24 protein-coding genes are annotated in these 22,884 nt (G+C 39.2%); 11 read left to right on the plus strand and 13 right to left on the minus strand.

Features of this window, described 5'->3' with window-relative positions:
* Positions 1-5 precede the first annotated feature (5 nt).
* Positions 6-539 (minus strand): RNA polymerase sigma factor, encoded by a 534-nt coding sequence (locus ACKWBX_RS01480; RefSeq protein WP_413966867.1) that lies wholly within the window; start codon positions 537-539, stop codon positions 6-8.
* Positions 540-683: 144 nt separating this feature from the next.
* Here ACKWBX_RS01480 and ACKWBX_RS01485 point away from each other — a divergent pair, with 144 nt between their 5' ends.
* Positions 684-1,658 (plus strand): polyprenyl synthetase family protein, encoded by a 975-nt coding sequence (locus tag ACKWBX_RS01485; protein WP_413966868.1) that lies wholly within the window; start codon positions 684-686, stop codon positions 1,656-1,658.
* A 53-nt stretch (positions 1,659-1,711) separates the two neighbouring features.
* A complete protein-coding gene (locus ACKWBX_RS01490; protein ID WP_413966869.1) occupies positions 1,712-2,077 on the plus strand; it encodes a hypothetical protein in 366 nt (121 codons plus the stop codon).
* A gap of 12 nt (positions 2,078-2,089) precedes the next feature.
* Here ACKWBX_RS01490 and ACKWBX_RS01495 read toward each other — a convergent pair whose 3' ends face one another.
* The gene (locus ACKWBX_RS01495; RefSeq protein ID WP_413966870.1) at positions 2,090-3,238 is read right to left on the minus strand and encodes a lycopene cyclase family protein; all 1,149 of its coding nucleotides are present in this window, start codon (positions 3,236-3,238) and stop codon (positions 2,090-2,092) included.
* Between the two features lie 98 nt (positions 3,239-3,336).
* The gene (locus tag ACKWBX_RS01500) at positions 3,337-5,607 is read right to left on the minus strand and encodes a TonB-dependent receptor (RefSeq protein ID WP_413966871.1); all 2,271 of its coding nucleotides are present in this window, start codon (positions 5,605-5,607) and stop codon (positions 3,337-3,339) included.
* Positions 5,608-5,685: 78 nt separating this feature from the next.
* Between ACKWBX_RS01500 and ACKWBX_RS01505 the strand changes: the two genes are divergently transcribed.
* From ACKWBX_RS01505 to ACKWBX_RS01515, 3 genes are read left to right on the plus strand one after another with little or no spacing between them, the layout of a single operon-like run.
* Positions 5,686-6,342, plus strand: a complete 657-nt coding sequence (locus tag ACKWBX_RS01505; RefSeq protein ID WP_413966872.1) for a metal-dependent transcriptional regulator — start codon at positions 5,686-5,688, stop codon at positions 6,340-6,342.
* Between the two features lie 36 nt (positions 6,343-6,378).
* Positions 6,379-7,200: a ZIP family metal transporter gene (locus tag ACKWBX_RS01510; RefSeq protein ID WP_413966873.1), complete on the plus strand. Its 822-nt coding sequence runs from the start codon at positions 6,379-6,381 to the stop codon at positions 7,198-7,200.
* A gap of 17 nt (positions 7,201-7,217) precedes the next feature.
* Positions 7,218-7,727 (plus strand): Cif family virulence factor, encoded by a 510-nt coding sequence (locus ACKWBX_RS01515; RefSeq protein ID WP_413966874.1) that lies wholly within the window; start codon positions 7,218-7,220, stop codon positions 7,725-7,727.
* A 287-nt stretch (positions 7,728-8,014) separates the two neighbouring features.
* On the opposite strand, the gene ACKWBX_RS01520 is transcribed toward ACKWBX_RS01515, so the two are convergent.
* Positions 8,015-8,911, minus strand: coding sequence for a DUF4382 domain-containing protein (locus ACKWBX_RS01520; protein WP_413966875.1), 897 nt, complete (start codon positions 8,909-8,911; stop codon positions 8,015-8,017).
* Between the two features lie 235 nt (positions 8,912-9,146).
* On the opposite strand from ACKWBX_RS01520, the gene ACKWBX_RS01525 reads away from it, so the two are divergent.
* From ACKWBX_RS01525 to ACKWBX_RS01545, 5 genes are all read left to right on the plus strand, one after another.
* Positions 9,147-11,177, plus strand: coding sequence for a S9 family peptidase (locus tag ACKWBX_RS01525; protein WP_413966876.1), 2,031 nt, complete (start codon positions 9,147-9,149; stop codon positions 11,175-11,177).
* A gap of 1 nt (position 11,178) precedes the next feature.
* Entirely contained in the window at positions 11,179-11,619 is a 441-nt protein-coding gene (locus ACKWBX_RS01530; RefSeq protein WP_413966877.1) for a hypothetical protein, read from the plus strand.
* Between the two features lie 59 nt (positions 11,620-11,678).
* Positions 11,679-12,098: a DUF2141 domain-containing protein gene (locus ACKWBX_RS01535; RefSeq protein WP_413966878.1), complete on the plus strand. Its 420-nt coding sequence runs from the start codon at positions 11,679-11,681 to the stop codon at positions 12,096-12,098.
* 91 nt (positions 12,099-12,189) lie between these two features.
* On the plus strand, positions 12,190-12,555 hold the full coding sequence (locus tag ACKWBX_RS01540; protein ID WP_413966879.1) for a SnoaL-like domain-containing protein: 366 nt from the start codon (positions 12,190-12,192) through the stop codon (positions 12,553-12,555).
* Between the two features lie 87 nt (positions 12,556-12,642).
* Positions 12,643-13,029, plus strand: a complete 387-nt coding sequence (locus ACKWBX_RS01545; protein WP_413966880.1) for a DUF423 domain-containing protein — start codon at positions 12,643-12,645, stop codon at positions 13,027-13,029.
* Between the two features lie 5 nt (positions 13,030-13,034).
* Here ACKWBX_RS01545 and ACKWBX_RS01550 read toward each other — a convergent pair whose 3' ends face one another.
* The 9 genes from ACKWBX_RS01550 to ACKWBX_RS01590 form a co-directional block, all read right to left on the minus strand.
* A complete protein-coding gene (locus ACKWBX_RS01550) occupies positions 13,035-13,748 on the minus strand; it encodes a DUF4097 family beta strand repeat-containing protein (RefSeq protein WP_413966881.1) in 714 nt (237 codons plus the stop codon).
* Positions 13,749-13,782: 34 nt separating this feature from the next.
* Complete coding sequence (locus ACKWBX_RS01555) at positions 13,783-14,544, minus strand: DUF4097 family beta strand repeat-containing protein (protein WP_413966882.1); 762 nt, start codon at positions 14,542-14,544, stop codon at positions 13,783-13,785.
* Positions 14,545-14,587: 43 nt separating this feature from the next.
* Positions 14,588-15,385 carry a HEAT repeat domain-containing protein gene (locus ACKWBX_RS01560; protein WP_413966883.1) on the minus strand — a complete coding sequence of 266 codons (798 nt, stop codon included), beginning with the start codon at positions 15,383-15,385 and terminating at the stop codon, positions 14,588-14,590.
* Positions 15,382-15,906 (minus strand): RNA polymerase sigma factor, encoded by a 525-nt coding sequence (locus tag ACKWBX_RS01565; protein ID WP_413966884.1) that lies wholly within the window; start codon positions 15,904-15,906, stop codon positions 15,382-15,384. The genes ACKWBX_RS01560 and ACKWBX_RS01565 overlap by 4 nt, the downstream gene beginning before the upstream one ends.
* A gap of 296 nt (positions 15,907-16,202) precedes the next feature.
* Positions 16,203-17,732 carry a carboxypeptidase-like regulatory domain-containing protein gene (locus ACKWBX_RS01570; protein ID WP_413966885.1) on the minus strand — a complete coding sequence of 510 codons (1,530 nt, stop codon included), beginning with the start codon at positions 17,730-17,732 and terminating at the stop codon, positions 16,203-16,205.
* Between the two features lie 183 nt (positions 17,733-17,915).
* Entirely contained in the window at positions 17,916-18,065 is a 150-nt protein-coding gene (locus tag ACKWBX_RS01575) for a hypothetical protein (protein WP_413966886.1), read from the minus strand.
* A gap of 1 nt (position 18,066) precedes the next feature.
* Positions 18,067-20,304 carry a ferrous iron transport protein B gene (gene feoB / locus ACKWBX_RS01580; protein WP_413966887.1) on the minus strand — a complete coding sequence of 746 codons (2,238 nt, stop codon included), beginning with the start codon at positions 20,302-20,304 and terminating at the stop codon, positions 18,067-18,069.
* Complete coding sequence (locus ACKWBX_RS01585) at positions 20,289-20,546, minus strand: FeoA family protein (RefSeq protein WP_413966888.1); 258 nt, start codon at positions 20,544-20,546, stop codon at positions 20,289-20,291. Before ACKWBX_RS01585 ends, feoB begins: the two co-directional genes overlap by 16 nt.
* A 99-nt stretch (positions 20,547-20,645) precedes the next feature.
* Positions 20,646-21,320 carry an SCO family protein gene (locus ACKWBX_RS01590; protein WP_413966889.1) on the minus strand — a complete coding sequence of 225 codons (675 nt, stop codon included), beginning with the start codon at positions 21,318-21,320 and terminating at the stop codon, positions 20,646-20,648.
* Positions 21,321-21,481: 161 nt separating this feature from the next.
* On the opposite strand from ACKWBX_RS01590, the gene rseP reads away from it, so the two are divergent.
* A complete protein-coding gene (gene rseP / locus ACKWBX_RS01595; RefSeq protein ID WP_413966890.1) occupies positions 21,482-22,837 on the plus strand; it encodes an RIP metalloprotease RseP in 1,356 nt (451 codons plus the stop codon).
* The last annotated feature ends 47 nt before the right edge of the window (positions 22,838-22,884 follow it).

Here is a 22,884-nt window from a genome sequence, read left to right on the forward strand (position 1 = left end):
AACTTTTAATTTTTATCTGTTTCTAAATATTTTAATAATAATGCTATTGCTCTATGCCTCCTGGACATTAAGGTTCCTTGCGCAATTCCGGTTTCCTGGGAAATTTCCCTGTAGGTATACCCTTCAAAATCAACTGCTATAATGATATCGTGATAAACTGGTTTTAGTTTTCCAATAGCCATTTTCAACTGTTCTTGTAGTTCCTTCGAATAATTTTCCGCTTCGCCCTCGTAGAACATTCCTGTAAATTCGGTCCAGGCCTGTTCCAAGGTTTTTTCATCGTGTACGCTTTCTTTCTTGGTACGCATTACATCAATGATTTTATTTTTGATGGCGTTATAGACAAAACCTCCAATATTACGTATAGGCAGTGCATCCGTTGGTCTCGAAAATATCCGGAGCGCCACATCCTGTATGATATCTTCCGCATCACTTTCCGATGTATGCGAGATTTTGGAACGCACGTATCCTTTAAGCGAAGCATATTCGTTTTTAAAGAACTCGTTTAGGTTGTTGTTTTCTTGTTTTTCGGAAACCACGTTGCCGTTTTTCTTTAGGTCGTCTATTGATAAAGACGACGGATTTAAGATCTATTGCATTTTCAAGAAAGATTTTTTGTCATACATCTGACGGTTATCAAAGCTATTTGTAACAATGGATGTATTTTTGAAAAAAATTGTCCTATGCACTCCATCGAAAATTATCGCTCTGCATTTATAGATTACTTGGAAACCCGTACAGCTACAAAAGAACCCAAGAACCTTTACGAGCCGATAACCTACATTTTAGGCTTGGATGGAAAGCGATTACGGCCTGTATTGACATTGATGTCCGCCGAAATTTTCGGAACGGATTATCTAAAAGCTATGGATGCAGCCCTAGCTATTGAGGTGTTCCACAATTTTTCTTTGGTACACGACGATATTATGGACGATGCTCCATTGCGAAGAGGTAAAGCTACGGTACATGAAAAGTGGGATGTGAATACGGGAATTCTTTCCGGTGATGCCATGCTCATCAATGCTTACCAATTGTTTGAGAATTATAAAGGCGAAACGTTTCGCAACTTGGCCAAATTGTTCAGCAAAACGGCCATAGAGGTTTGTGAAGGACAACAGTACGATGTAGATTTTGAGACCCGGGACGATGTGACCATACCGGAGTACTTGAAAATGATCGAGTATAAAACTGCAGTCTTGGTGGCCGCTGCCTTAAAAATGGGAGGAATAATTGCCGAAGCTTCCAAGGATTGTCAGAATCATATTTACGATTTTGGATTGAATCTGGGCTTGGCCTTTCAATTGCAGGATGATTATTTAGATGCCTTTGGTGACCCAAAAACATTTGGAAAGCAAGTAGGAGGGGATATTATTGAAAATAAGAAGACTTATTTATATTTAAAGGCATTTGAACTGGGAACAAAAACGCAACAAAAAGAGTTGATGGATTTATTTTCCATACAACCAACGGATTTTTCAAGCAAAGTGGAGCGTGTAAAGGAAATATTCTTGGACAGCGGTGCTGCCAACGTTACAAGGCAAGCCATTGAAAGCTATACCCAAAAAGCCTTTGAAATATTGAAACATTTGGAAGTCTCCGAGGATAAAAAAGCTATTTTGAGACAATTTGGAGAGCAGTTAATGCGGCGTAAGGTGTAAAGGCTAGCAACCTTTTCAATAATTGGACATCTATCTATAAAACGGAACGCTTTATGAGAAAGTTGGTTATGCTGTTACTCTTATTTGCTGGTTCTTGCAATAAATATGATTTACCAAAGTGTGAATTTGATGATGCTACGCAAGATTTAATTTGGCTTAAGGATATTATAGAGGAGAGAGAAGCCAACCCTACGGACGATATGATGTATTGTTACATTGTTCAAGGAAAATTAAATAAAAGGCCAGTATTTGTTCTGGGAGATTGTAACCCCTTAGTAAATAAAGTTATTTTCGTTCTTGACTGTGAGGGAAATGCAATAGAAGAAGATGGCCGGAAAATTGGGGCTAACGAAGTAGATATAAAAAATCAAAAAATCATTTGGCAACCAGAGAACTTTGCCTGCGATCTGGATTTATAACCACGACCCACTTTATCTATTGAATATTCTTGAGAGCAATGCCCTTGTAAATGGCCAAGGGCTAGGGGCGGCCATCATCTCGATATCCTCTAAAATACTTGTTTTTTCATCCAAAAATTTAAAAATCTTTTGAGGTTTTCTATTTCTAAAGAGCGATTCAAATATTTCCTGACCCAAACTGTTATCTCTTTTAAGAATATCCAACAAGATTAGGTCATAGAACCAAAATTTGGTTTTAAAGCTCAACTTGTTCAAAGGGCTGCCTGATTTTAAATGGGCTATTAATTTTGGGATTTTTCTGGCGGTGCTCATAAAGGTGTATCCTGTACTAGGTTTTGCCCAACCGCCCGCCATTCCTATATATCTTATGTTTTTAGAGTGATGTTCCTTAAAGTCATAGCAGGTCATGGGAATGCTGCCTTGTTCCTGATCCGTTATCGTATAATTGACAGTTCCAAATTCTTCCAAAACATAATCCTTGATAGCGGTTTCATATTCTTCTTTTGGTAAAAGGTGTTCGGAAAACAAGGTATATTCCAATAAGGCTTCCGTATCGGAAAAAGGGAGTACATACATAAAACGTGTATTCCCCTCTTGGGGAACGGAAAAATCCATGAAAGTGGCTTGGTCTTCCTTAAAAACAGGCTTTTCCGTTTTAATGAACCATCCTATAAAGTGTTGCTGTAAAACAGGATATTTGGTTTGATAAGTAGCCATCTTATAATCAAAAATACTGTTCATAACCTTTTTACCTCTATAGGTCTCGATAGTGGTGGTTACCGTAACAAAATTGGTTGAATCTACAACGGAAGAAACGGTTTCCTGTTTAAAATGAATGTTAGGGTAGTTTTTGATACGATTCAGATAATCCTCATAAAAATCAATGCCCTTAATCACTTTATAAGTATAAGGCGCTATTTTAAATAAATTCGAAAATTCTTGTCCACCAAAAAAAATATAGTTCCATTTTTTGTGAACGATGGCATCAAATTCTCCTTCTCCTTTTTCCCAAAAACACCAGGTACGGTCGTTTGTTTTTTTGTCGTCCTTGTCTAAAAGCAAAATAGATTTATCGGAAAAATAGGCATCCTTACCCATAGCATCGGCCAGCATGAGTCCAGCTGCACCGGCTCCAATAATGATATAGTCGTATTCGGGCATAAACTGAATTTGACGAGTCAAGAAGGTTTAAATCAAGTCGAAGATACTAAAAGGATATTTTGGCTAGCATCTTATTGGTTTGAATAGTATTTCAAATGCTAATCCAATCGATACCGCAACCCAAAAAAACCACGGATTCCCTGGTTGGGTCCATAAACGTAGGAGGGATCAAAAGTAAGCGCATTGGGATTGTCCGCTGTGGCTATGACGTCCCCATTACCATCAAACTGTACGTTACGGTCAAACGGGTCATTGGCACGGGCAATGATAAAAGGGTTGTTTCGGTTGGGTGTCCAGTTCAATAGGTTTTTAATACCTCCGTAGAATTCAAAATTGCTCAATTTTTTATAGGTAAACTGAATGTTCTGTATGCTCCAAACGGGAGAGAAATCGCTTCTGGGGTCGTTTTCGCCAAGGGTAGGCAATCGCATGGGGCCGTATAGATTTCCGGTATAATCAATACTTAATTGTATTTCCCGAAACGTATAACCTACGTTCCATGTTCCCGTATAACTTTCGGTCAATATTTGACGGGATTTTATGCCGTCTTCGGTTTGCGCAACATCTTGAAAGGTAGCTCCGACCAAAAATTTAAATCCACTGGGAAGAACAACATCTATATTGGCACTCACCCCTTGTGAAACCGATTTTCCGTTAAGATTGTCATAGATGATCTGGTTGGGATCGGTATCATAATCCGGGAGTATGGCATTGCTGAAATTGGTATAGAATATTGAAGCGTCCAAGCTTACAAAAGTACCGTTATCCCCATATATTTTTTTAAGATAGTTGAGGTTGAAATTAAAGGATTGCTCCGGCTCCAGTTCCTCGGTAACGATAACATCGCGAGCTCCCGTAAGTGCTGCATGTTCCTCGGTAAAAAGATTGACCACCCGAAACCCCGTCCCGGCATTAAAGCGAATGATATCGTTATCTGTCACCTTCCAACGGTAAGCGGTTCGTGGCGTAAAAATGTTACCGTGCCTTTGGTCGTAATCATAACGAGCCCCCAGCAATAAGGAATGTTTTTCGGCCAATGCTATTTCATCTTGTACAAAAAGACTAGGAATGACCACTTCATCGGCATTCACCGTTGCCGTGGTATTATCATCATAATAGTTATAACGCAATGCGGAACCGACGAGCAGATCATGTTTCCCTAAGTTTTTGTCCCATGTTAATTGGGTAAAACCAATGCGTTGGTCCGCTAAATAGGGGACATCTCCGTAAACGGAATTTTGGGCATGGTCATTATAGGAAAAGGAAAGCATTAGTTTTTCATCTATGGGAAGCTGGTATTTTCCCAAAACTTCCCACCGGCGAGTATAAATACTTTCACCATAGATTTCATCACCGCCCCTGGATTCTGGCGTCCATTGCAATTCGCCTCCCCATCGGTCTTCATAGAAAAACCGACCTGCCAGTGAGAAAATACGGGATTTATTTCGTTTGAAGTTCCATTTTTGAAAGATAGAGATTCTGTCCTGAAGGGTCAGGTCCGTGAAATTATCCCCGTTATTATCTATGAGCTCATCATAGTTAAAATAGTTGACGCCCAATAGTAAATCGGTTTTTTTACTTACGTCAATTTTGGCCCCTACATCTAAATTGTATTCTCCCCATCCCGTCGCAAAAGCATCGGCAAAGAAATCAGGAGCTTCCAAAGCATTTTTGGTAATGACGTTGATTAGTCCGCCCACGGCTTCACTTCCATACAAACTAGACGCCGGACCTTTTACGATCTCAATCTGTTCAATAAGGGAATTCGGAATCCCGGAGAGCCCATAAACCGTTCCTAGACCGCTTACAATGGGCATCCCATCGATCAAGACCAACGTATAAGGCCCTTCCAGCCCGTTGATGTGAATATCGCCCGTATTGCAGACGTTGCAATTGATCTGTGGGCGCACGCCATTAACATTTTGCAATGCTTCAAAAATACTGGCCGTTGGATTTTTCTTTAAAAAAGTAGGGCTATATACTTCTACTGGAACCGGGCTATCGGAACGCTTCACGGCTTTTAGGGTTCCGGTGACCACGGTTTCTTCCAAAGACTCGGTTGATGGTCGTAGAATGACATCTAGGATTATGTTTTTCTTGGTAAGCGTTATGACCTTTTGATAGGGCGCATAGCCAATGGCAGATACAATCAGGGTATATTTCCCTTCTTGAAGCCCTGTTAGCTCATAGTTTCCGTTCCCGTCTGACGAAGTGCCTTTTTCCGTTTCTTTTAAATAGATGTTAGCGAAAGGAACGGGATTAGCTTCATCGTTTACTGAACCTATAATGGAAGACTGTGCGGAAACTCCCCAGCTAAGGAAGAGAAGCATACATAAACTAGAAATCACTAAAAATAATTTTGAATTCATCAAAATATAAATTTAGACAAAACTAAAAATTTGTTTTTAGATATAAAAATGTAATTTAGCCTTATTGAAAAATTTGTAATGACGCTATCCGAAGAGGATTATATCAAGGCTATCTACCACTTGGGAAAAGGGGAGGGGAATCCTATTTCTACCAATGCCATTGCGGAACAAATGAATACGAAACCTTCTTCCGTAACGGATATGATCAAAAAATTATCCGATAAAAACCTAGTACATTATAAAAAGTATAAAGGGGTTCAACTTACCGAATCGGGTATTTTAACAGCGCTTTCCATTGTTCGAAAACATCGGCTCTGGGAAGTATTTTTAGTGGATAAGCTAGATTTTGCATGGGATGAGGTACATGATGTGGCAGAACAATTGGAGCATATTAAAAGTGAGCAACTGATAGATAAACTGGATGCTTATTTGGGTAGTCCAAAAGTGGATCCACATGGTGATCCCATACCCTCCAAGGAAGGAAAGTTCACAAAATCCGTCAAAAAGTTGGTCAGTGAATTGCCCGTAGGCACCAGTGGTATCTGCGTGGGGGTAAAAGATTCTTCAGTGGCATTTTTGAAATTTTTGGACAAGAATAAGATCGCATTGGGAGATGATTTTATGCTCATAGACCGTGAAGAGTTCGATGGATCCGTTCAATTGAAGACCAAAGATGAAATTTTACGCATATCCCATCAAATAGCAAGTAACTTATACTTGGAAGTTTCAGAGTAAGAATGAAGAAAATGAGGATACAATACTATTAAAGATATGGAACAAGTAATCGACTATTTTGAATCTATCAACCCCATTTTAGCGGCATTTTACGCTACATTATTCACTTGGGGGCTTACTGCTTTGGGTGCTGGACTGGTTTTTTTGTTCAAAAATCCGAATCGCGCCGTGATGGATGGTATGTTGGGTTTTACGGGCGGTGTTATGGTGGCGGCCAGTTTTTGGAGCCTTTTGGCACCGGGCATAGAATTGAGTCCCGGAGAAGGCTTTGTAAAAGTAATCCCTGCTGCGGTAGGGTTTTTGTTGGGTGCATTTTTCCTTTTTGGTCTGGACAAGATACTGCCGCACTTACACATAAATTTTAAGGAAAGCGAAGCGGAAGGCGTAAAAACACCTTGGCATAAGACCACCTTATTGACTTTGGCCATTACACTACACAATATTCCCGAGGGTTTGGCGGTAGGAGTACTTTTTGGTGGTGTAGCCGCAGGTTTTGAAGGTGCAACGATCGGGGGTGCCGTAGCCTTGGCCTTGGGAATAGGACTACAGAATTTCCCAGAGGGTTTTGCCGTGGCCATGCCCTTGAGAAGACAGGGACTTTCCAGAGGAAGAAGCTTTATGTATGGCCAGGCTTCCGCTTTGGTAGAACCTATTGCCGCGGTAGTAGGAGCTTGGGCAGTAATAACATTTCAGCCTATATTGCCTTATGCTTTGTCATTTGCTGCAGGAGCCATGATTTTTGTGGTAGTAGAAGAAGTAATACCCGAAACGCAACAGGATAAACACTCAGATGTAGCTGTTATGGGCTTTATAGGAGGTTTTATAGTAATGATGGCCTTGGACGTTGGTTTAGGGTAAAATTTAAATAAAAGATTATGAGAACTAAGATTAGTATACTGATGTTGTTTTGCATTGTAGGAATATATGCCCAAGACGATGCTGTACAGTTTCAAAAAGAGATTGACCAAACCGTTTGGAAACCTTTTCAAAAAGCTTTTGAAACCTTGAACGGGGATGCACTCAATGCAACCTATGCGACTGAGGTGTTGCGTGTAACACCCAATGGAATTGATACGGACGGTTCCTTTAAAGCAGAAAACTTAAAACGCTTTGTCATCAACAAAGCGGATGGTATCACCATTGCTTTGGATTTTTGGTTCGATAGTAGGCATACGAACAAAACTACTTCTTATGAAGTGGGCTTTTATCGTATTGCGGCAACGGATATAGAGGAGAACACTTCCTATAATTATGGGCAATTTCATATTGTACTTAAAAAGATAAATGGCGAATGGAAAATCATTCAGGATTGGGATACCAATTTAATAAATGGCGAGGCTATTGGGGCCGATGATTTTGCCAAAAAGGAACCTCTGGTGTTTTAGAAAGGGTTTGCCTATACCTCCAACCATCTATTTAAAGGTTTTTTAATGAATTTTTAATGAATTGAGATTTCTTAATCACTTCGTTCATAACGAAATGCTTTTTTTAGATTGAGTCATTTCGAACTTGCCTATCGCAGATAGGCACATGTGAGAAATCTCAATTTTTCAATCGTTGTTCCGCCCCTTATTCAGGAATAATTGGTTTGATTTTTTAATCGATTTAAAATATTGGTATAAAAAAAGCGGGATATTATCCCGCTTTGATTCCCAATCTACTGACCGTGAAACTAATCGCTACCAGTTTCTTCAACAACTTCTTTTTCCAATATAAAATCCTGTATAGTCTTATTGGCTGCGGTAATCTGTATATCCAATGTATCGCTGCTGGTATAGCCTTCAAATTCTGCTATAGCTTTATAGCTTCCTGTTTCAAGCCCCATAATCATATAATTACCATCCGCATCCGTAAAACTGGATGTGTTTACGGTGTCTGCCGCCAGTACAGAAATCTGTACGCCTTCGAGGGCCTTTTCTATCTCGTCCTCAATTGTGATAACGTTACCTAATAAACTACCGGATGTAGAAAGGTTACTTGCCTTTATGACAGGTTTAAAATTAAACCCACGTATACCGTCCACTTTTTTCAGATTGCCTTTGGCTACAAAAGAACGGCTCACGTCAAAATCCAATAAAAGGTCAGTAGAAAGACCACCAACTACAGTAATTCCTGGTTTCAGAAAAACTTTTATTCCAGTTTGTTCTCCACTGGGCACTTTAAGGTCAAATGTTCTTCCATCTGTCAATACCACGTTTACTCCTTTTACATAAACTCGGATTAAATCATAAGTGCCCTGGGGAATTTCTACATCTGCCAAGATTTGTGTAACCCCATTTGTCAAGTTCAATAGGTTTACGGATATTTCTTGTTCCATTAAGGTAATGAACGGCAACGTTTCATTATCCGCCATATCATTTTCTTCCACCGCTTCATCGTCAACTTTTCTTGCTTCTACCTTAAATAAGGTGACATTGGCTTCTGAAACCAAATCATAGGGAAACGGAGCATCAGTTAACTTAAGGATCAATCGACCTGAGTATTCATTTCCTGTCTTAACATCTTCGACACAACTAAAAAATAGTAGGGCGGCACCTAAACATATGGCTAAAATTGCTTTTGTATTCATGTATTGAGTTTTATCTTTTTTCTACGATACAATTTAAAACTTGTTGTTATTCTAGAACTATAACAACTGTAAGCCCCTAACTCCTGAGCAGAAACCTAAATTTTTTATTTTTTCGATGAACTACACTATACAAATCCTTTGACTTTTAGCATAGAATATCCTAAATGTCATAAGGGTATATGGGTTTTGCAATATTGATGCTATCCGCTATCTTTAAAAAAATAAATTCAATACTATGTACAGGCTTATTTTCTTGGTAATATTTGCACTTTCCATACAATTTTCATCGGCCCAAAAAACCAATTTCTCTTATTTGGACGTATTTGATCTGCAATACGCATCGGACCCGCAAATTTCCCCAAATGGAGATTGGGTAGTATACAGAAGAATGGGTTTTGACATCATGAAAGACAGGGCTTCCGGAAATCTATGGATGTTACGGACCGATGGTTCCCAACATCAAAAACTCACCTCTAGGGAAGTGGGCGAATCCAGTCCCAAGTGGTCGCCTTCCGGAGACCGTATTGCCTTTACCAGTAGTACGGAAGAAGGTTCAGAAATTTATATATACTGGATAGCCACGAGCAGGATCGCTAAAATTTCGCAACTTCCTTTTGGCCCTAGTTCATTGACATGGTCACCCGATGGAAAACAATTGGCCTTTTCTATGAACGTGCCAAAGAAAGCACCTGTATTGGCAAATATGCCGGCAAAACCCAAAGGTGCCGAATGGGCGGATCAACCAAGAATTACGGATAGGCTCTATCACGAAGCGGATGGTAGCGGTTACATAAAACCGGGATTTAACCATATTTTCGTAATCCCTGCAAATGGAGGGGCGCCCAGGCAAGTTACTTCTGGGGATTATCATCATAGAGGCCAGTTGTCTTGGAGTAAAGATGGGCAACACATATTTTTTTCCGCCAATAGAAATGCAGATTGGGAATATGATTTCAGGAATAGTGAAGTGTATTCCGTCAGTATAACTAACGGAACTATAAAAGCCCTAACGGATAGAAAGGGCCCGGATAGTAATCCCACCGTTTCTCCCGATGGAAAACATATTGCTTATATAGGATTTGATGACAAAGTACAGGCCTATCAGGTGAGGAAACTCCATATCATGAATAGGGATGGAACCAACCAAAGGGTAATTTCAGGGAATTTGGACCGTGGGGTATCCAATGTTGTTTGGGACGCTAAAAGTCAAGGACTCTACTTCGCGTATGATGATGAAGGAAATGGAAAAATTGCGCATATTTCTCTGGATGGGAAAGTGAAAAAATTAGCGGACAATCGTGGGGGGACCTCTATTGGTAGACCTTACGGGAGTGGTTCTTTCAGTGTTTCCAAAAATGGAGAAATCGTTTTTACGCAAAGTACACCATCTTATCCCGCCGAGCTGGCTGTGGTACCTTCCAAAACAAAAAATCCGGTAAAGATAACGGCTTTGAACACAGCGCTTTTGGACTATAAAAATTTGGGAAAGGTTGAAGCCGTTTGGTATAAATCCTCGGTGGACCAGCGTGATATTCAAGGATGGGTGGTTTACCCACCGGATTATGACGAAACTAAAAAATATCCTTTTTTGGTGGAAAACCACGGCGGACCAATTCTCAATTATGGAGACCGTTTTTCAGCTGAAATGCAGTTATACGCTGCAGCGGGATATGTAGTTTTTTATCCCAATCCGAGAGGGAGCACCAGTTATGGTGAAGAATTTGGAAATTTGCTCTATAACAATTACCCGGGAGAGGACTATAATGATGTGATGGATGGCTTGGATTTTTGTATCGAAAAAGGAATCGCGCATGAAGACCAACTGTTTGTGACCGGAGGGAGTGCGGGTGGTATTATGTCCGCTTGGATGATCGGTAAGAACAATCGGTTTGAGGCTGCCGTGGTGGCTAAACCTGTCATGAATTGGATCAGTAAGACCTTAGTAGCGGATAATTATTTTGGCTATGCCAACTCTAGATATCCTGGACAGCCATGGGAAAATTTTGAAGGATATTGGAAATTTTCTCCGCTTTCTATCGTTGGTAATATTGAGACCCCTACCATGGTTATGGTAGGAATGAACGATTTGAGAACACCGCCGAGCGAGGCGAAACAATTATACCATGCTTTAAAATTGCGAAAGGTAGAAACGGTGTTGGTAGAGATTCCAGGCGCAAGTCATGGCATTGCCAACAGGCCCAGTAATCTCATTACAAAAATTGCACATACCTTGGCGTGGTTGGACAAGTATAGGATCAAAGAATAGTATGGCCGTTAAGAAGCGACATTGGTTTTGGAATTTGTTACTGGTGATTACGGTAATCGTTTGCTTGTCCGCTTTGGTCATGCATTATAAGAATTGGATAAAACTGAAACCGAAAAGCATTCAGATAATCTCTGGATTTTATCATGTTGACATTCAATATGAAGCGTTGGACAGTGTCGTTTTTGTAGAACGAATTCCCCCTATGGAACGTTTGAATGGTTTTTCCGCCTTGGAAAAAGAGAAAGGGATATTCCGGGAATTCAAAGACTCATTGACGGATAAAAAAGTGCGTGTTTTTGTAGATAATATTTCACAGCAAAAAATAAAACTGGTCTATCAGGATTCCGTGAAGCTTTATTTGAACGTAAAGGATTCTGTTAAAACAATCGATTTATTTAATCACTTGGAAGAAAAACGGGCATTAAATGTTGCATCAAACTAAATATTGTTTTCAATGGAAAAGTTTGGTCTGGATTTTGGTATGAAAAGCGAAACAAGAGAATGAAAGCAACAAAAATTTTATTGGTATTCGTTTTTAGTTTACTATTTCAATGGTCCTCCGCACAGTATACGTTGAACCTTAAGATTGATGGAGTGAAGTCCGCTGAGGGAAATATACTTGCAGCGGTATATACGAGTGAAGATTCTTTTTTAAAGTTCGATAAAGTTTATAAAACAAGTGGTTCTAAGGCTATCGAGGGAACAACCCAGATTGCTATAAAAGATTTGCCCAAGGGCACTTATGCGGTAGCTATTTTTCATGATGAAAACGGAAATAATGAACTGGATACCAATATGTTGGGTATTCCAAAAGAACCCATAGCCTTTTCAAAAGGGAAGATGAAAATGTTTGGTCCGCCAGATTTTAAGGATTGTGCTTTTAGCTTAGAAAGCAATAGTGAAATTGAGATTTCTTTGTAGTTTAATGTAGTACCATTTCGTAATAATTCTTTGTTTTAAAGTATAGGCAATTATTAGTATCTTGAGATTTCTAATCAATAAATCATCTATCATGAACACGAATGAAATTGCAACAAAATTGGTCAGCTGGTGTAAACAAGGGGAATTTGAAAAGCCTTACCAAGAGCTCTATAGCCCTCACATTGTAAGTATAGAAAATGATGGTACCGCAGAAGGTGCTTTGGTCAAAGGATTTGACGGAATCCAGAAAAAAGGGGAGTGGTGGCAAGAAAATTTTGAAGTGCATAACACAGAAGTTTCCGAGCCTATTGTAGCGGATAATTGGTTTTCGGTAAAATTTGAAATGGATACTACCCATAAACCATCAGGACATCGGTCTACCATGTCGGAAATCGCTGTTTATGAGGTCAAGGAAGGAAAAATCGTGAAAGAGCAGTTTTTCTATGACGAAAATTAAATTAGGGTACAAAATATAAAACAGAGGGGCCAAAAACGTTTTTTAGCCCCTCTGTTTATATCTTATCTTAGCCTATAAATTTTTCATATGGTTTTAGTGGCACAATTTGTTGGAGCGTTATATGGCCTGTTGGCGGTCGTCTTCGGAGCTTTTGGCGCACACGCTTTAAAAAAGCGCTTTACGGAAGAGCAGCTCAAAAGTTTTGAGACCGGGGTCAAATATCAAATGTATCACGCCATCGTATTGTTGATGTTGGGCTTCAACCTTAATCTGGATACGACACTGGAAAAGTACATGGTATACTGTTTTCTTCTTGGTGTCTTTCTTTTTTCGTTCAGTATTTACGGACTATGCCTGAGTGCTTCAAAAGGGAGGAAATTAAAGTTTCTAGGTCCAATTACTCCCCTTGGAGGACTGTTTCTAGTGGTTGGCTGGAGTTTGTTGCTTTACTCTTTTATCAGGAACTTCATATAGCAAACCTATCGCCTCAAATACATATTGCCGTTTATAGTATTCAAGCGTAGGGTATGCTTGCCTTCCGCTACTGTACCCATGATTTTCTGCCCCACATGACGGTCGGTCGAATCAAATTTCAGTTTTTCGTCCGCGTAAATATCCCCATGAATGGTTTCGGCCACTAAATTGGCATTGACCATTTTCAGGTCAATTTCTCCATTTATCGTGTTCAGGTCCAATATCCCGGCGTACTCTTTAATATCAATATCACCATTGATCAAATCGGCCGTAAAAGTTCCTTCTATCACTTCGGATTTTAAATCACCATTGATACTACTGATTTTGAACTTGGCATTTTTGGGTACATAGAGCGTATAGTTGAATTCGAACAAATCCCCATTATTATAGCATTTGCGCTTATCACCGTTATTTATTTGTAAGCAATCTTCCCGTTGTGCCTTGTAAAGAGGCTTGGCGTTGGATGCTATGGTAATGTTATTGTTGGTATCGTTCGTTTCTACCGAATAGAGGTTTAGATATTTTTCTTCCTTTGCACTTATACTTGCCTTAAAGTAAACGGTAGATTTACCCCATGTTTTTACATCGATTTCATTTGCGAACTTTACGTCCATTTCTATATGCTGGCCATCATAATCTATGTTTTTTTCAATGACCCTTTGTGCATTTCCGAAAAGGCAGATAAGACCGATCAAAAGACTAAGTGTGTTGTTTTTCATGACTGTTCATTTTTTATGATTTGATTGATGTGTTTTACTTCTTCCTAAGGTAGATGTTGCCGTTGGTAGATTTTAGTTTGATGCTGACCCCACCGCCATTGATATCGCCTTTGGTCTTACTACTGCTATAGGATTTTAACCCTTTTTTCTCCGGACGTTTTAAATCGAAGTTGCTATAAATGTCACCGTTCCATGAGCTTAACTCTAGATTGGCGGGCGTGCTCCCTGGTAGGGTAACGTCTATCTCACCGTTGGTGGTCCTAATATCAATAGGCGAATCTTGGTTGATTTTGTCAAATATCACCTGTATGCCCTCATTCAGGGAATATGCAGTAATAGGGCCGGATAAGTCTTTCAATTGAAGTCCGCCGTTCAAGTTGGCATTGGCTTCCACTTCACCCGTAAAACCTTCGATAAAAATATCGCCGTCCCAAGTATTGGTTACCGATATGTTTTGTGAGGCTGGAAGAAATATTTCCGCTGCACCAGATTTGCGTACATTTTCTACAATGAGGTTATTGCCGGATTCTACGACATTAAAGCCCACATTGGTATTGTCTTCGCCGCCTACACCAAGAAGTTTTAGGCCTTTTGCTCTTGCCGGTGCCGGTTTTTGATTACCAACTTTGATCAGCAGCTCATTTTTGTCATGGGTTTTTAGTACGATTTCCGATTTTGATGAGATTTTGACCCATTCTATGCCGTCCAAAGATTTGCTGAAGTTAGCTTGTGCTTGTAGTCCATAAGATAATAGACAAGCCATTAGGATAAATGTGATTTTTTTAAACTGTTTCATGATGTTCGTTTTTTGATGTTTTGTCTGTGTTTAACATAGGTTATTATATAATTTGTGGCAATACTCTATTGATTTCAGCTCGTACAAAGGGCTGCGTGTCCTCTTTCTCCAACAATCTTTTCATGGGTGTAGCGGCTTTCCCTTCTTGAAGTTGAACCAAGTTTTGGATAAGTGCTATTTGTACACTAGGGTTTTTTTCAGTTCCCAATGCCTTTATAAAAGCTGTTTTTACCTGTTCTGACTCTGAAAAATGGGCAAGTGCTTCTACTGCGGTCAAACGCACGTTGGTATTTTCGTCTTCTAATAGTCGGTTCGTCAAAGCGGTTACAATCTCCTCGTCAGGATTGGAAAATGCTTCCACAAAATTTACACCTTGGATGCGTTTGCTTGCCGATTTATTTTCCATAAGCGAGAGCATCGCCGTTTGTTTTATGGCTCTGGTTTCAACCTTCAAAGCAGCGATATCCCTGTTCAGTCTTTCAGACTGATGAAATTTGCCCATTAAAAAAGAACCGATTAACAATGCGATGCCTGCCGCTATTTTGAGAAAGACTTGTAACTTAAAAGAGCTTTCCGAAGATGGGTTCATTTTCACGACGCCATCTTGCTGCTGCTTCTCGGCCTCCAATTGCTTCAAAAAATTGCTTTTGAGCTTATTGGAAGGTGTGTTTAGGAGTTCATCCTCAAACGCTTTGAATAAGGTTTGGTATTGTATTAACTCTTCTTTGCACGTATTGCAATTTTTCAAGTGCGCTTCCACCAATTTTTGTTGTTTCGCTGGTAGTATTCCATCAATATACTGCGGCAGCAATGCTGTGATATGTTCGTTTTTCTGTATCATATATTTTGAAAATAAATGGCCTTCAATTTTTGGAGTGCCCTGTTCACTTTTGTCTTTACCGCTCCGGGCGTACTTCCAATAATTTCTGCCAATTCATTGTATTTTATTTCTTGAAACCGATTCAAGATCAGTAATTCCCTATCCGCGGCGCTCAGTTTTGCCAAAGCTTTTTGCAAATGCGAATACTCTTCTTCTTTTTCTTCATTTTCCGATATCAGTTTAAAGGAGCTATCGTCAATATTGTCATGGTTTTCCTTGTTTCTCCGAAAATGAGTATGCAAGCTGTTTCTTGCGATAGTGAACATCCAAGAGACAAAGTTTCCGTTTTTATATGAGCTTCTGTATTTCATCACTTTGTAAAATACTTCTTGTGTTAAATCCTCACTGAGCATTTTATCCCCGCACATTTTGTGCAGAAAATTAAAAACATGAACATGATGTCTTTCAAAAAGCACCTTCAATAAATCCAGGTCGCCCTGCGCGACTTGTTCCATCAGTTCTTCGTTGCTCAATGCTTCCAAAAAAATGTCTTTTAGTTGGTGTTCACTATTATATAGTCAGGAATTTACAAAAGGTTACAGGAAGGGATTTAAAAAAAATTAGAAATAAGAAATACGTAGTAGTCCTTCTAATTTAATTTTTTTAGAATAATCAAAAAATCCAAGATGAATCATTATGGCTGTTCAATAATAAACATGTCTTTTGGAGATTAATTGGGATAAACCGAATTTAACAGAAAAGTGAAGGTGTTAATTATCAGAATATAAGAAAGTTACAAATTATTTTGGAAGTGAAAACAATGTCGAATTTCATTAAACTATTCGGCTATCTGTACCTCGGATTTAAATTCGCGGATGGCGGTATTGGGCTCCATTATGGTATATCCCTTCCAGAACTCAGGGTCATAATTGGGCATAAATTGAGGCAGCACCGTGTTGTTTTCTTTGAACGCTTCAAATTGAGGTTCATTAATAGGGTCCACATCAAAAACCACGACCTCATACTTGTTACGGCTACCAAAGGCAGCATCGATTTTTAGGTGCAACTCGTTCTGTTTTCTTCGCCCCTTAACATTTTTATTCTTTTCAATGATCTTGATCGGTCTCTTAAAACCTACCCTATTTCCTTTGGTAATGTCATAGTACCTTAGACTGTACAGACCGTCATCATCCTTCCCAAAAAGCACGGTTCCCTTGGCCAAATACTCATTTAGTGAAATTCCCAAAAGTTTAAAGTTCCGTAAGGATTTTACATTTTCAAACTCCATTTTTATCAAAGCAAAATCTTCCGCATTGATATATAGCTTGCCTCTGAACTCTTGGCTCCCTTTTGGTTCAAAATTAATGACATACAAAGCCTTATCCCCTATATAGGTAAACTCTTCTAAAGTTAGGGTATAGCGCCCCGGTCTAAAAAGGACATTGTAATCCGTATCTTCAAAAATGGGAAGATTGGAATAGAGATTGCCCAAGGTCCTACGTTTGTAATTGGCAAAAAACTTTCTTTGTTCCTCTTTGTCTTTCTTCTTTTTTTCCAGTTGTTCGTTCAATGCGGAGACATCGGTAGAATCTACATCGGCTTCGAACAGATCATCGGCATCCACTTTAGTGCCAAATAGTCCTGATTTCACTTTAAAATAAGAATCGCTCTTTACATTTTTTTGAATAATCTCATTAAAACGCTCTTCTATGTTGTCCAGGTCCAAACGTTTGCTCTTGTCATAAAGTTCGGAAGCTTTTATCAAACTCAATTTTTGTTCATCATCATCTTCGTTACCATATAGGTCGCCCAGCATTTCTGTGTAATACGTATCTCTCTTTGGAACACTGTTGAGCACACTGTCCAAGAAGGGTTTGTTAAAGGCATCTATGGTCGACTCTTTGATACGGTAGTTTGTTTTTTCAATGACATTACTATAAGTTTCCCTTAGGAACAGTCTTTTTTTCGTAAAACCGTACCGGTAATTTTTTTTCAGGCTGTCCTGAACCAGCTCGATAATTTCTCTGGGAGTATAATTTTTGTTGGATACGATGACCTCTCGCAGTTCTATGGCTTTAGGAGCAAGAAAAATGGCATTCTCGATAAATTCGTTTAATGGTTTTCCGATGGATTCATAACCGATGCAGGAAATAAAAAGCGAATCGGTCTCCTTGATTTTTTCATCCAACAGAAAAGTAAATTGTCCTTCTTCATTCGTGATAACCCCTTTTTTATTGAGCAGCACCGTTACATAAGGAATAGGCTTTTGGGTAACGCTGTCCAAAATTTTGGATGTTAGCCTTTGCGCGCTGATCTGTGAGGTCAAAAAAAGAGTAATCGTAAAAAAGAGAAAAATGTTGGTCTTCATAAAATGATTGCTAGTACAAACTAAAGCATCGCTATTGATTTTGCTGTGCTCTTTTGGATTTTGTTAGGATGTATTTATTCTTTTTTTAACGAAAGAAGCCTGCCTGTTTTTCTATAAGACGCTCAAAATCTTAATTGGGTTGCTTTTGTACAAGAATATTTTTAGGCAATGCGAATTAAAAACTCAATGACACCCACAATCCTCTTGCCCGCAGGCTTTGGAGTTTCTTTTTTTAGAGGATAAAAGCGATTTTGGGAGGATAAATTTCCATAGGATATAACCCACGGCAATGGCTAATGTAATGTAGACCAAAATGTGCTGAAGTATATCCATGTTATTTTAGAATTTGATAAGCGATTAACGCAACAATATAGGCAAAAAGGCTCATAAAAACCAATTGACCGGTAGGCCATTTCCAAGAATTGGTCTCTCTTTTTACAATGGCCAACGTACTCATACATTGCATGGCAAAGGCATAAAACAACAATAAGGAAATTCCCGATGCCAAATTGAACAATGGTTCTTTGGTAACTTCATTGATTTCTGCCGCCATTCTGTATTTAATGGTTTCCTCCTCATCGTTGCCCACACTGTAAATTGTGGCCAAAGTCCCTACAAATACTTCTCTTGCGGCAAAAGATGTCAATACTGCAATACCTATTTTCCAGTCGTACCCCAAAGGTCTCACGATGGGTTCAATAGCCTTGCCGGCATACCCCATATAGGAATGTTCCAATTTGTAACTGGCTATCTCTTGGTTCAATGCGCGTTCTTCCAAAATTTTGGACTGTAGGGCCATTGAATCTTTTAGTGTACCAATGCTCATAGCGTTGGATTGTTCCAAAACACTTACCTTTTTACTGTTCCTGTATTCTTGTAGCTTATTTTGAATATAGGTTTGACTGTAGGTACTGAAACCTTCTTTTTGAATACGTTTCGTTATGATGGCTTCCGCATTTTTAAAATCGTCCGAAAAACCGTTGGAACCCAAAAACCAGAGGATGATGGAAATGGCCAAAATAATCTTACCTGCCCCAAGGACAAAACTTTTTGTCTTTTCCAATACGGTATAGCCTACATTTTTCAATAAAGGAAGCTTGTAGTTGGGCATTTCTACAACAAAAAAAGATCGGCTTTTGATTTTCAGGATTTTATTCAAAACCATGGCGGAAAGAATTGCCGCTCCAAACCCTAACAGGTATAAGAGCATTAGCGTCAAGGCCTTGTAGCTCAACCCTAGAAATCTTCCTTCTGGAATGACCAAGGCAATAATAATCACGTAAATAGGAAGTCGCGCCGAACAGGTTGTAAACGGTGTTACCAAAATAGTGATCAAGCGTTCTTTCCAGCTCTCTATAGTTCTAGTAGCCATAATGGCCGGTATAGCACAAGCAGTTCCTGAAATAAGGGGAACAACACTTTTTCCGCTAAGACCGAAGGGGCGCATAATGCGATCCATCAGAAAAACAACTCGGCTCATATAGCCCGTTTCTTCCAATAATGAAATGAAAAAAAATAAAAAAGCGATTTGGGGAATAAACATTGCTATACCACCGATACCGGGAAGAATGCCTTCTGCAATTAGATTGGTAAATACCCCGGGTGGAAGAACGTCTTTTGTCCATCCGCTTGCCGATGCAAACAATTCTTCAATCATATCTTGTGGATAACCGGTCCAGCTATAAAGTGCCTGAAATATTGTCAATAGAATGATAAAGAAAATAAGATATCCAAAGACCTTATGGGTTAAAATTTTATCCAGCGTGGCACGGAAACCTTTGGCGGCATTTACATCTACCTTGTACGTCTCTTTGAGGATGCCATTGATAAACTGATACCTTAAAATAGTCTCTTTTTGTTGTAATCTCTTTAATTCCGATTTTGATTTGGTGGCAAAGGATGAAGCATCTTTTATGGCAATTTTTTCTATGGGCATAAAGTTGACATCTTGCGTGATGACCAACCAAAGTTTATAGATCTCCTCTTTAGGAAAGGCAAATTTAAGTCTGTTGAAATAATCTGGGGCAATTACGGTGGTGTCAACGTTTGGACCGTTGGAGAGACTTTTATAATCACCTATAAGTTCTTTTAACCTGTCTATCCCAATTCCTTTTCGGGTACTCACCAAGGCTATCTTGGTATCCAATTTCTCTTCGAGAAGTGCCAAATCTATACTGATTCCTTTTCGGGACATACGATCGGCCATGTTAATGACCAAAATCGTCGGAATTTTTAAATCCTTTATCTGGGTAAAAAGGAGCAGATTCCGTTTCAAGTTTTCTACGTCGGAAACTACGAGGGCCACATCCGGGTGGTCCTTGTCGTTCTTGTTTAGAAGAAGTTCCACCGCAACACTTTCATCCAGTGAAGTCGTATTGAGGCTATAGGTCCCCGGAAGATCTAAAATGTGGGCTTTTACGCCTCTTGGGAGCTTACAGATACCTTCCTTTTTTTCTACGGTAATGCCGGGATAATTCCCAACTTTTTGATTGAGCCCCGTCAATTCATTAAAGACCGATGTTTTTCCGGTATTGGGATTGCCTATCAGGGCTACATTTATTTGTTTGCCCATGGAGTAGTTTCTTCATCGATCAGTTCCAACGTGATCTGTAGCGCCATGGTACGCCTTATGGCAATATGGGATCCGTTGACATTGATATAAATTGGGTCACGTAAAGGGGCTACTTGCACCAGCTCAACCTCATTGCCTGGAAGGCAGCCCAACTCCAATAGCTTTATGGGCAGTGAATCTTCCGAGAATTCCTTGATAATTCCCCTTTGCCCTCTTTTTAGATTTGCTACGGTAGTCTCCAATTTTTATTTAGATTCATTTTAAGTAAGGGCAAAAGTAACGTAAAATTACTGCACTTAAAAATTTGAAATTCTAAAAATAGGGAGTGGTTTAGAAAAGTTCTATTCCAAATAGGAAGCTTTTAAAATTTTGAGATCTTCCAACAGTTTTTGAATGTCGTCCTCTTTAGTACCGTCGTAAAAACCGCGTATTCTTCGTTCTTTATCTACCAAGATAAAATTCTCCGTATGAATCATATCAAAAGGTCCGCCGTCACCATCGGTCTTAACGGCCAAATAAGATTTTCTTGCCAGCTCGTAAATATCCTTTTTAGCTCCCGTTACTAAATTCCATTTTTCGTCGATCACACCTTTTTCGAGCGCATATTTTTTAAGCTGTGCAACGGAATCTATCACAGGGGTTACCGAATGTGATAAGAGCATCACATCTTTCTCATCTTTAATTTCTTTTTGAATTTCCGCCATATTTTTGGTCATGATAGGGCATATGGTAGGACAGGTAGTGAAGAAGAAATCGGCTATATAAATTTTATCCTTATAATCTGCTTGGGTGACCGTTTTGCCATTCTGATTGGTCAATGAAAAGTCTGCAATGGTATGGTATTTTCTAACATGCTGAATCTCTTCCGCAACCAATTCTGCATTGACCATGGCCGGGGAATATACCGGAAGTGTTTTTTGAGGTTTTAAAGCGTTATAAAACAGATAAATGATTACGGCCGAAAGCCCCAATAGAACAATACCTAAAAACTTGAATTTGCTAAAAAAAGAACGCATCTTTTTTATTTGTAAAGGTACGTTAGCCAAAAGAAGCTTTCAAATAGGATTAGGAAAAATGCTGATAAATTATTCTTAAAATGGATACCCCATACCGACTTTCTTTTTTTAAGACCCTGTAAAGACGTACTTTTGTCCGATTTTAATTCTAGAAGACGCTGATGAGCCCCATTATAATAAAGACCATACAATTTTTTCTAAGCCTTTCGTTACTTATTGTTTTGCATGAGCTAGGCCATTTTATACCTGCAAAACTGTTTAAGACCCGTGTTGAGAAATTCTATCTCTTTTTTGATGTGAAATTTTCTCTTTTTAAAAAGAAAATAGGGGAGACAGTGTACGGTATTGGATGGTTGCCGTTGGGCGGTTATGTGAAAATAGCGGGTATGATAGACGAAAGTATGGATACCGAGGCCATGAAAGAAGAACCGAAACCTTGGGAGTTTCGCAGCAAACCGGCGTGGCAACGTTTGATTATTATGTTGGGAGGGGTTACCGTAAATTTTGTCTTGGCTGTCATTATTTATATTGGAATGGCTTGGAGTTATGGGGAAGAATTCATTCCTGCAGATAGTCTAAAAGATGGTTTTTGGGTCACCGAAAAGAGTATTGGGGATAAATTAGGAGTGCAGACCGGGGATTTGATCGTTGCTATTGACGGTGAAAAAGTTCAAAAATTTGGGTCGCTACCTATAGAGATCATCAATGGAAACACCATGACCATCCAAAGAGATGGCCAAACCTTCGAAAAGGAGATTCCTGTGGATTTTATAGCCACTCTTTTAGAGGACGAAGATAAAATTAGATTTATTACGCTTCGGAGACCTTTTTTCGTAGGTGAAATTCCCGATGACTCCGCAAATAAAGATTCAGGATTAATGGCGGAAGATAAAATAATCGCCATAGAAGGTCGGGAAGTAAAATATTTTGATGAAGTAAAACCTCTTTTGGAAGAATTTAAATCCCAAAAAGTGGAGTTGACCGTTTTAAGGAATGATAAACAAAAATTATCGATACCGGTTCATATCAGTGATACGGCAACGGTAGGGTTTCGTCCAGGATTAATAGATACTGATGCCATGAAAGATTTAGGTCTTTTGGATATACAGAAAGTTAAATATTCCTTTTTGGAATCTATCCCCGCCGGAATAGATAAAGGAATAAGCACTTTATCCGGCTATGTGAAGCAGATGAAAAAGATATTTAACCCTTCAACGGGAGCTTATAAAGGAGTCGGAGGTTTTGCGGCCATTGGAGGTCTTTTTCCTGATGCTTGGAACTGGCCAGCATTCTGGAGTGCTACCGCTTTTATATCCATTATCCTGGCCTTTATGAACATTCTTCCTATACCAGCTTTAGATGGTGGTCATGTGATGTTTTTGCTATATGAAATTGTCACCGGTAGAAAGCCGAGCGATAAGTTTCTGGAGTATGCCCAAATGATTGGATTTTTCTTGTTAATAGCCCTATTGTTGTTCGCAAATGGAAACGATGTCTATAAATGGCTTTTTAAATAGAAAAACCACTTTTTTTTGTTTGGCGAGTTTTAAAAAACGATTATATT

The sequence above is a fragment of the Maribacter algae genome, from assembly GCF_047345745.1.
Classification (GTDB): Bacteria; Bacteroidota; Bacteroidia; order Flavobacteriales; family Flavobacteriaceae; genus Maribacter.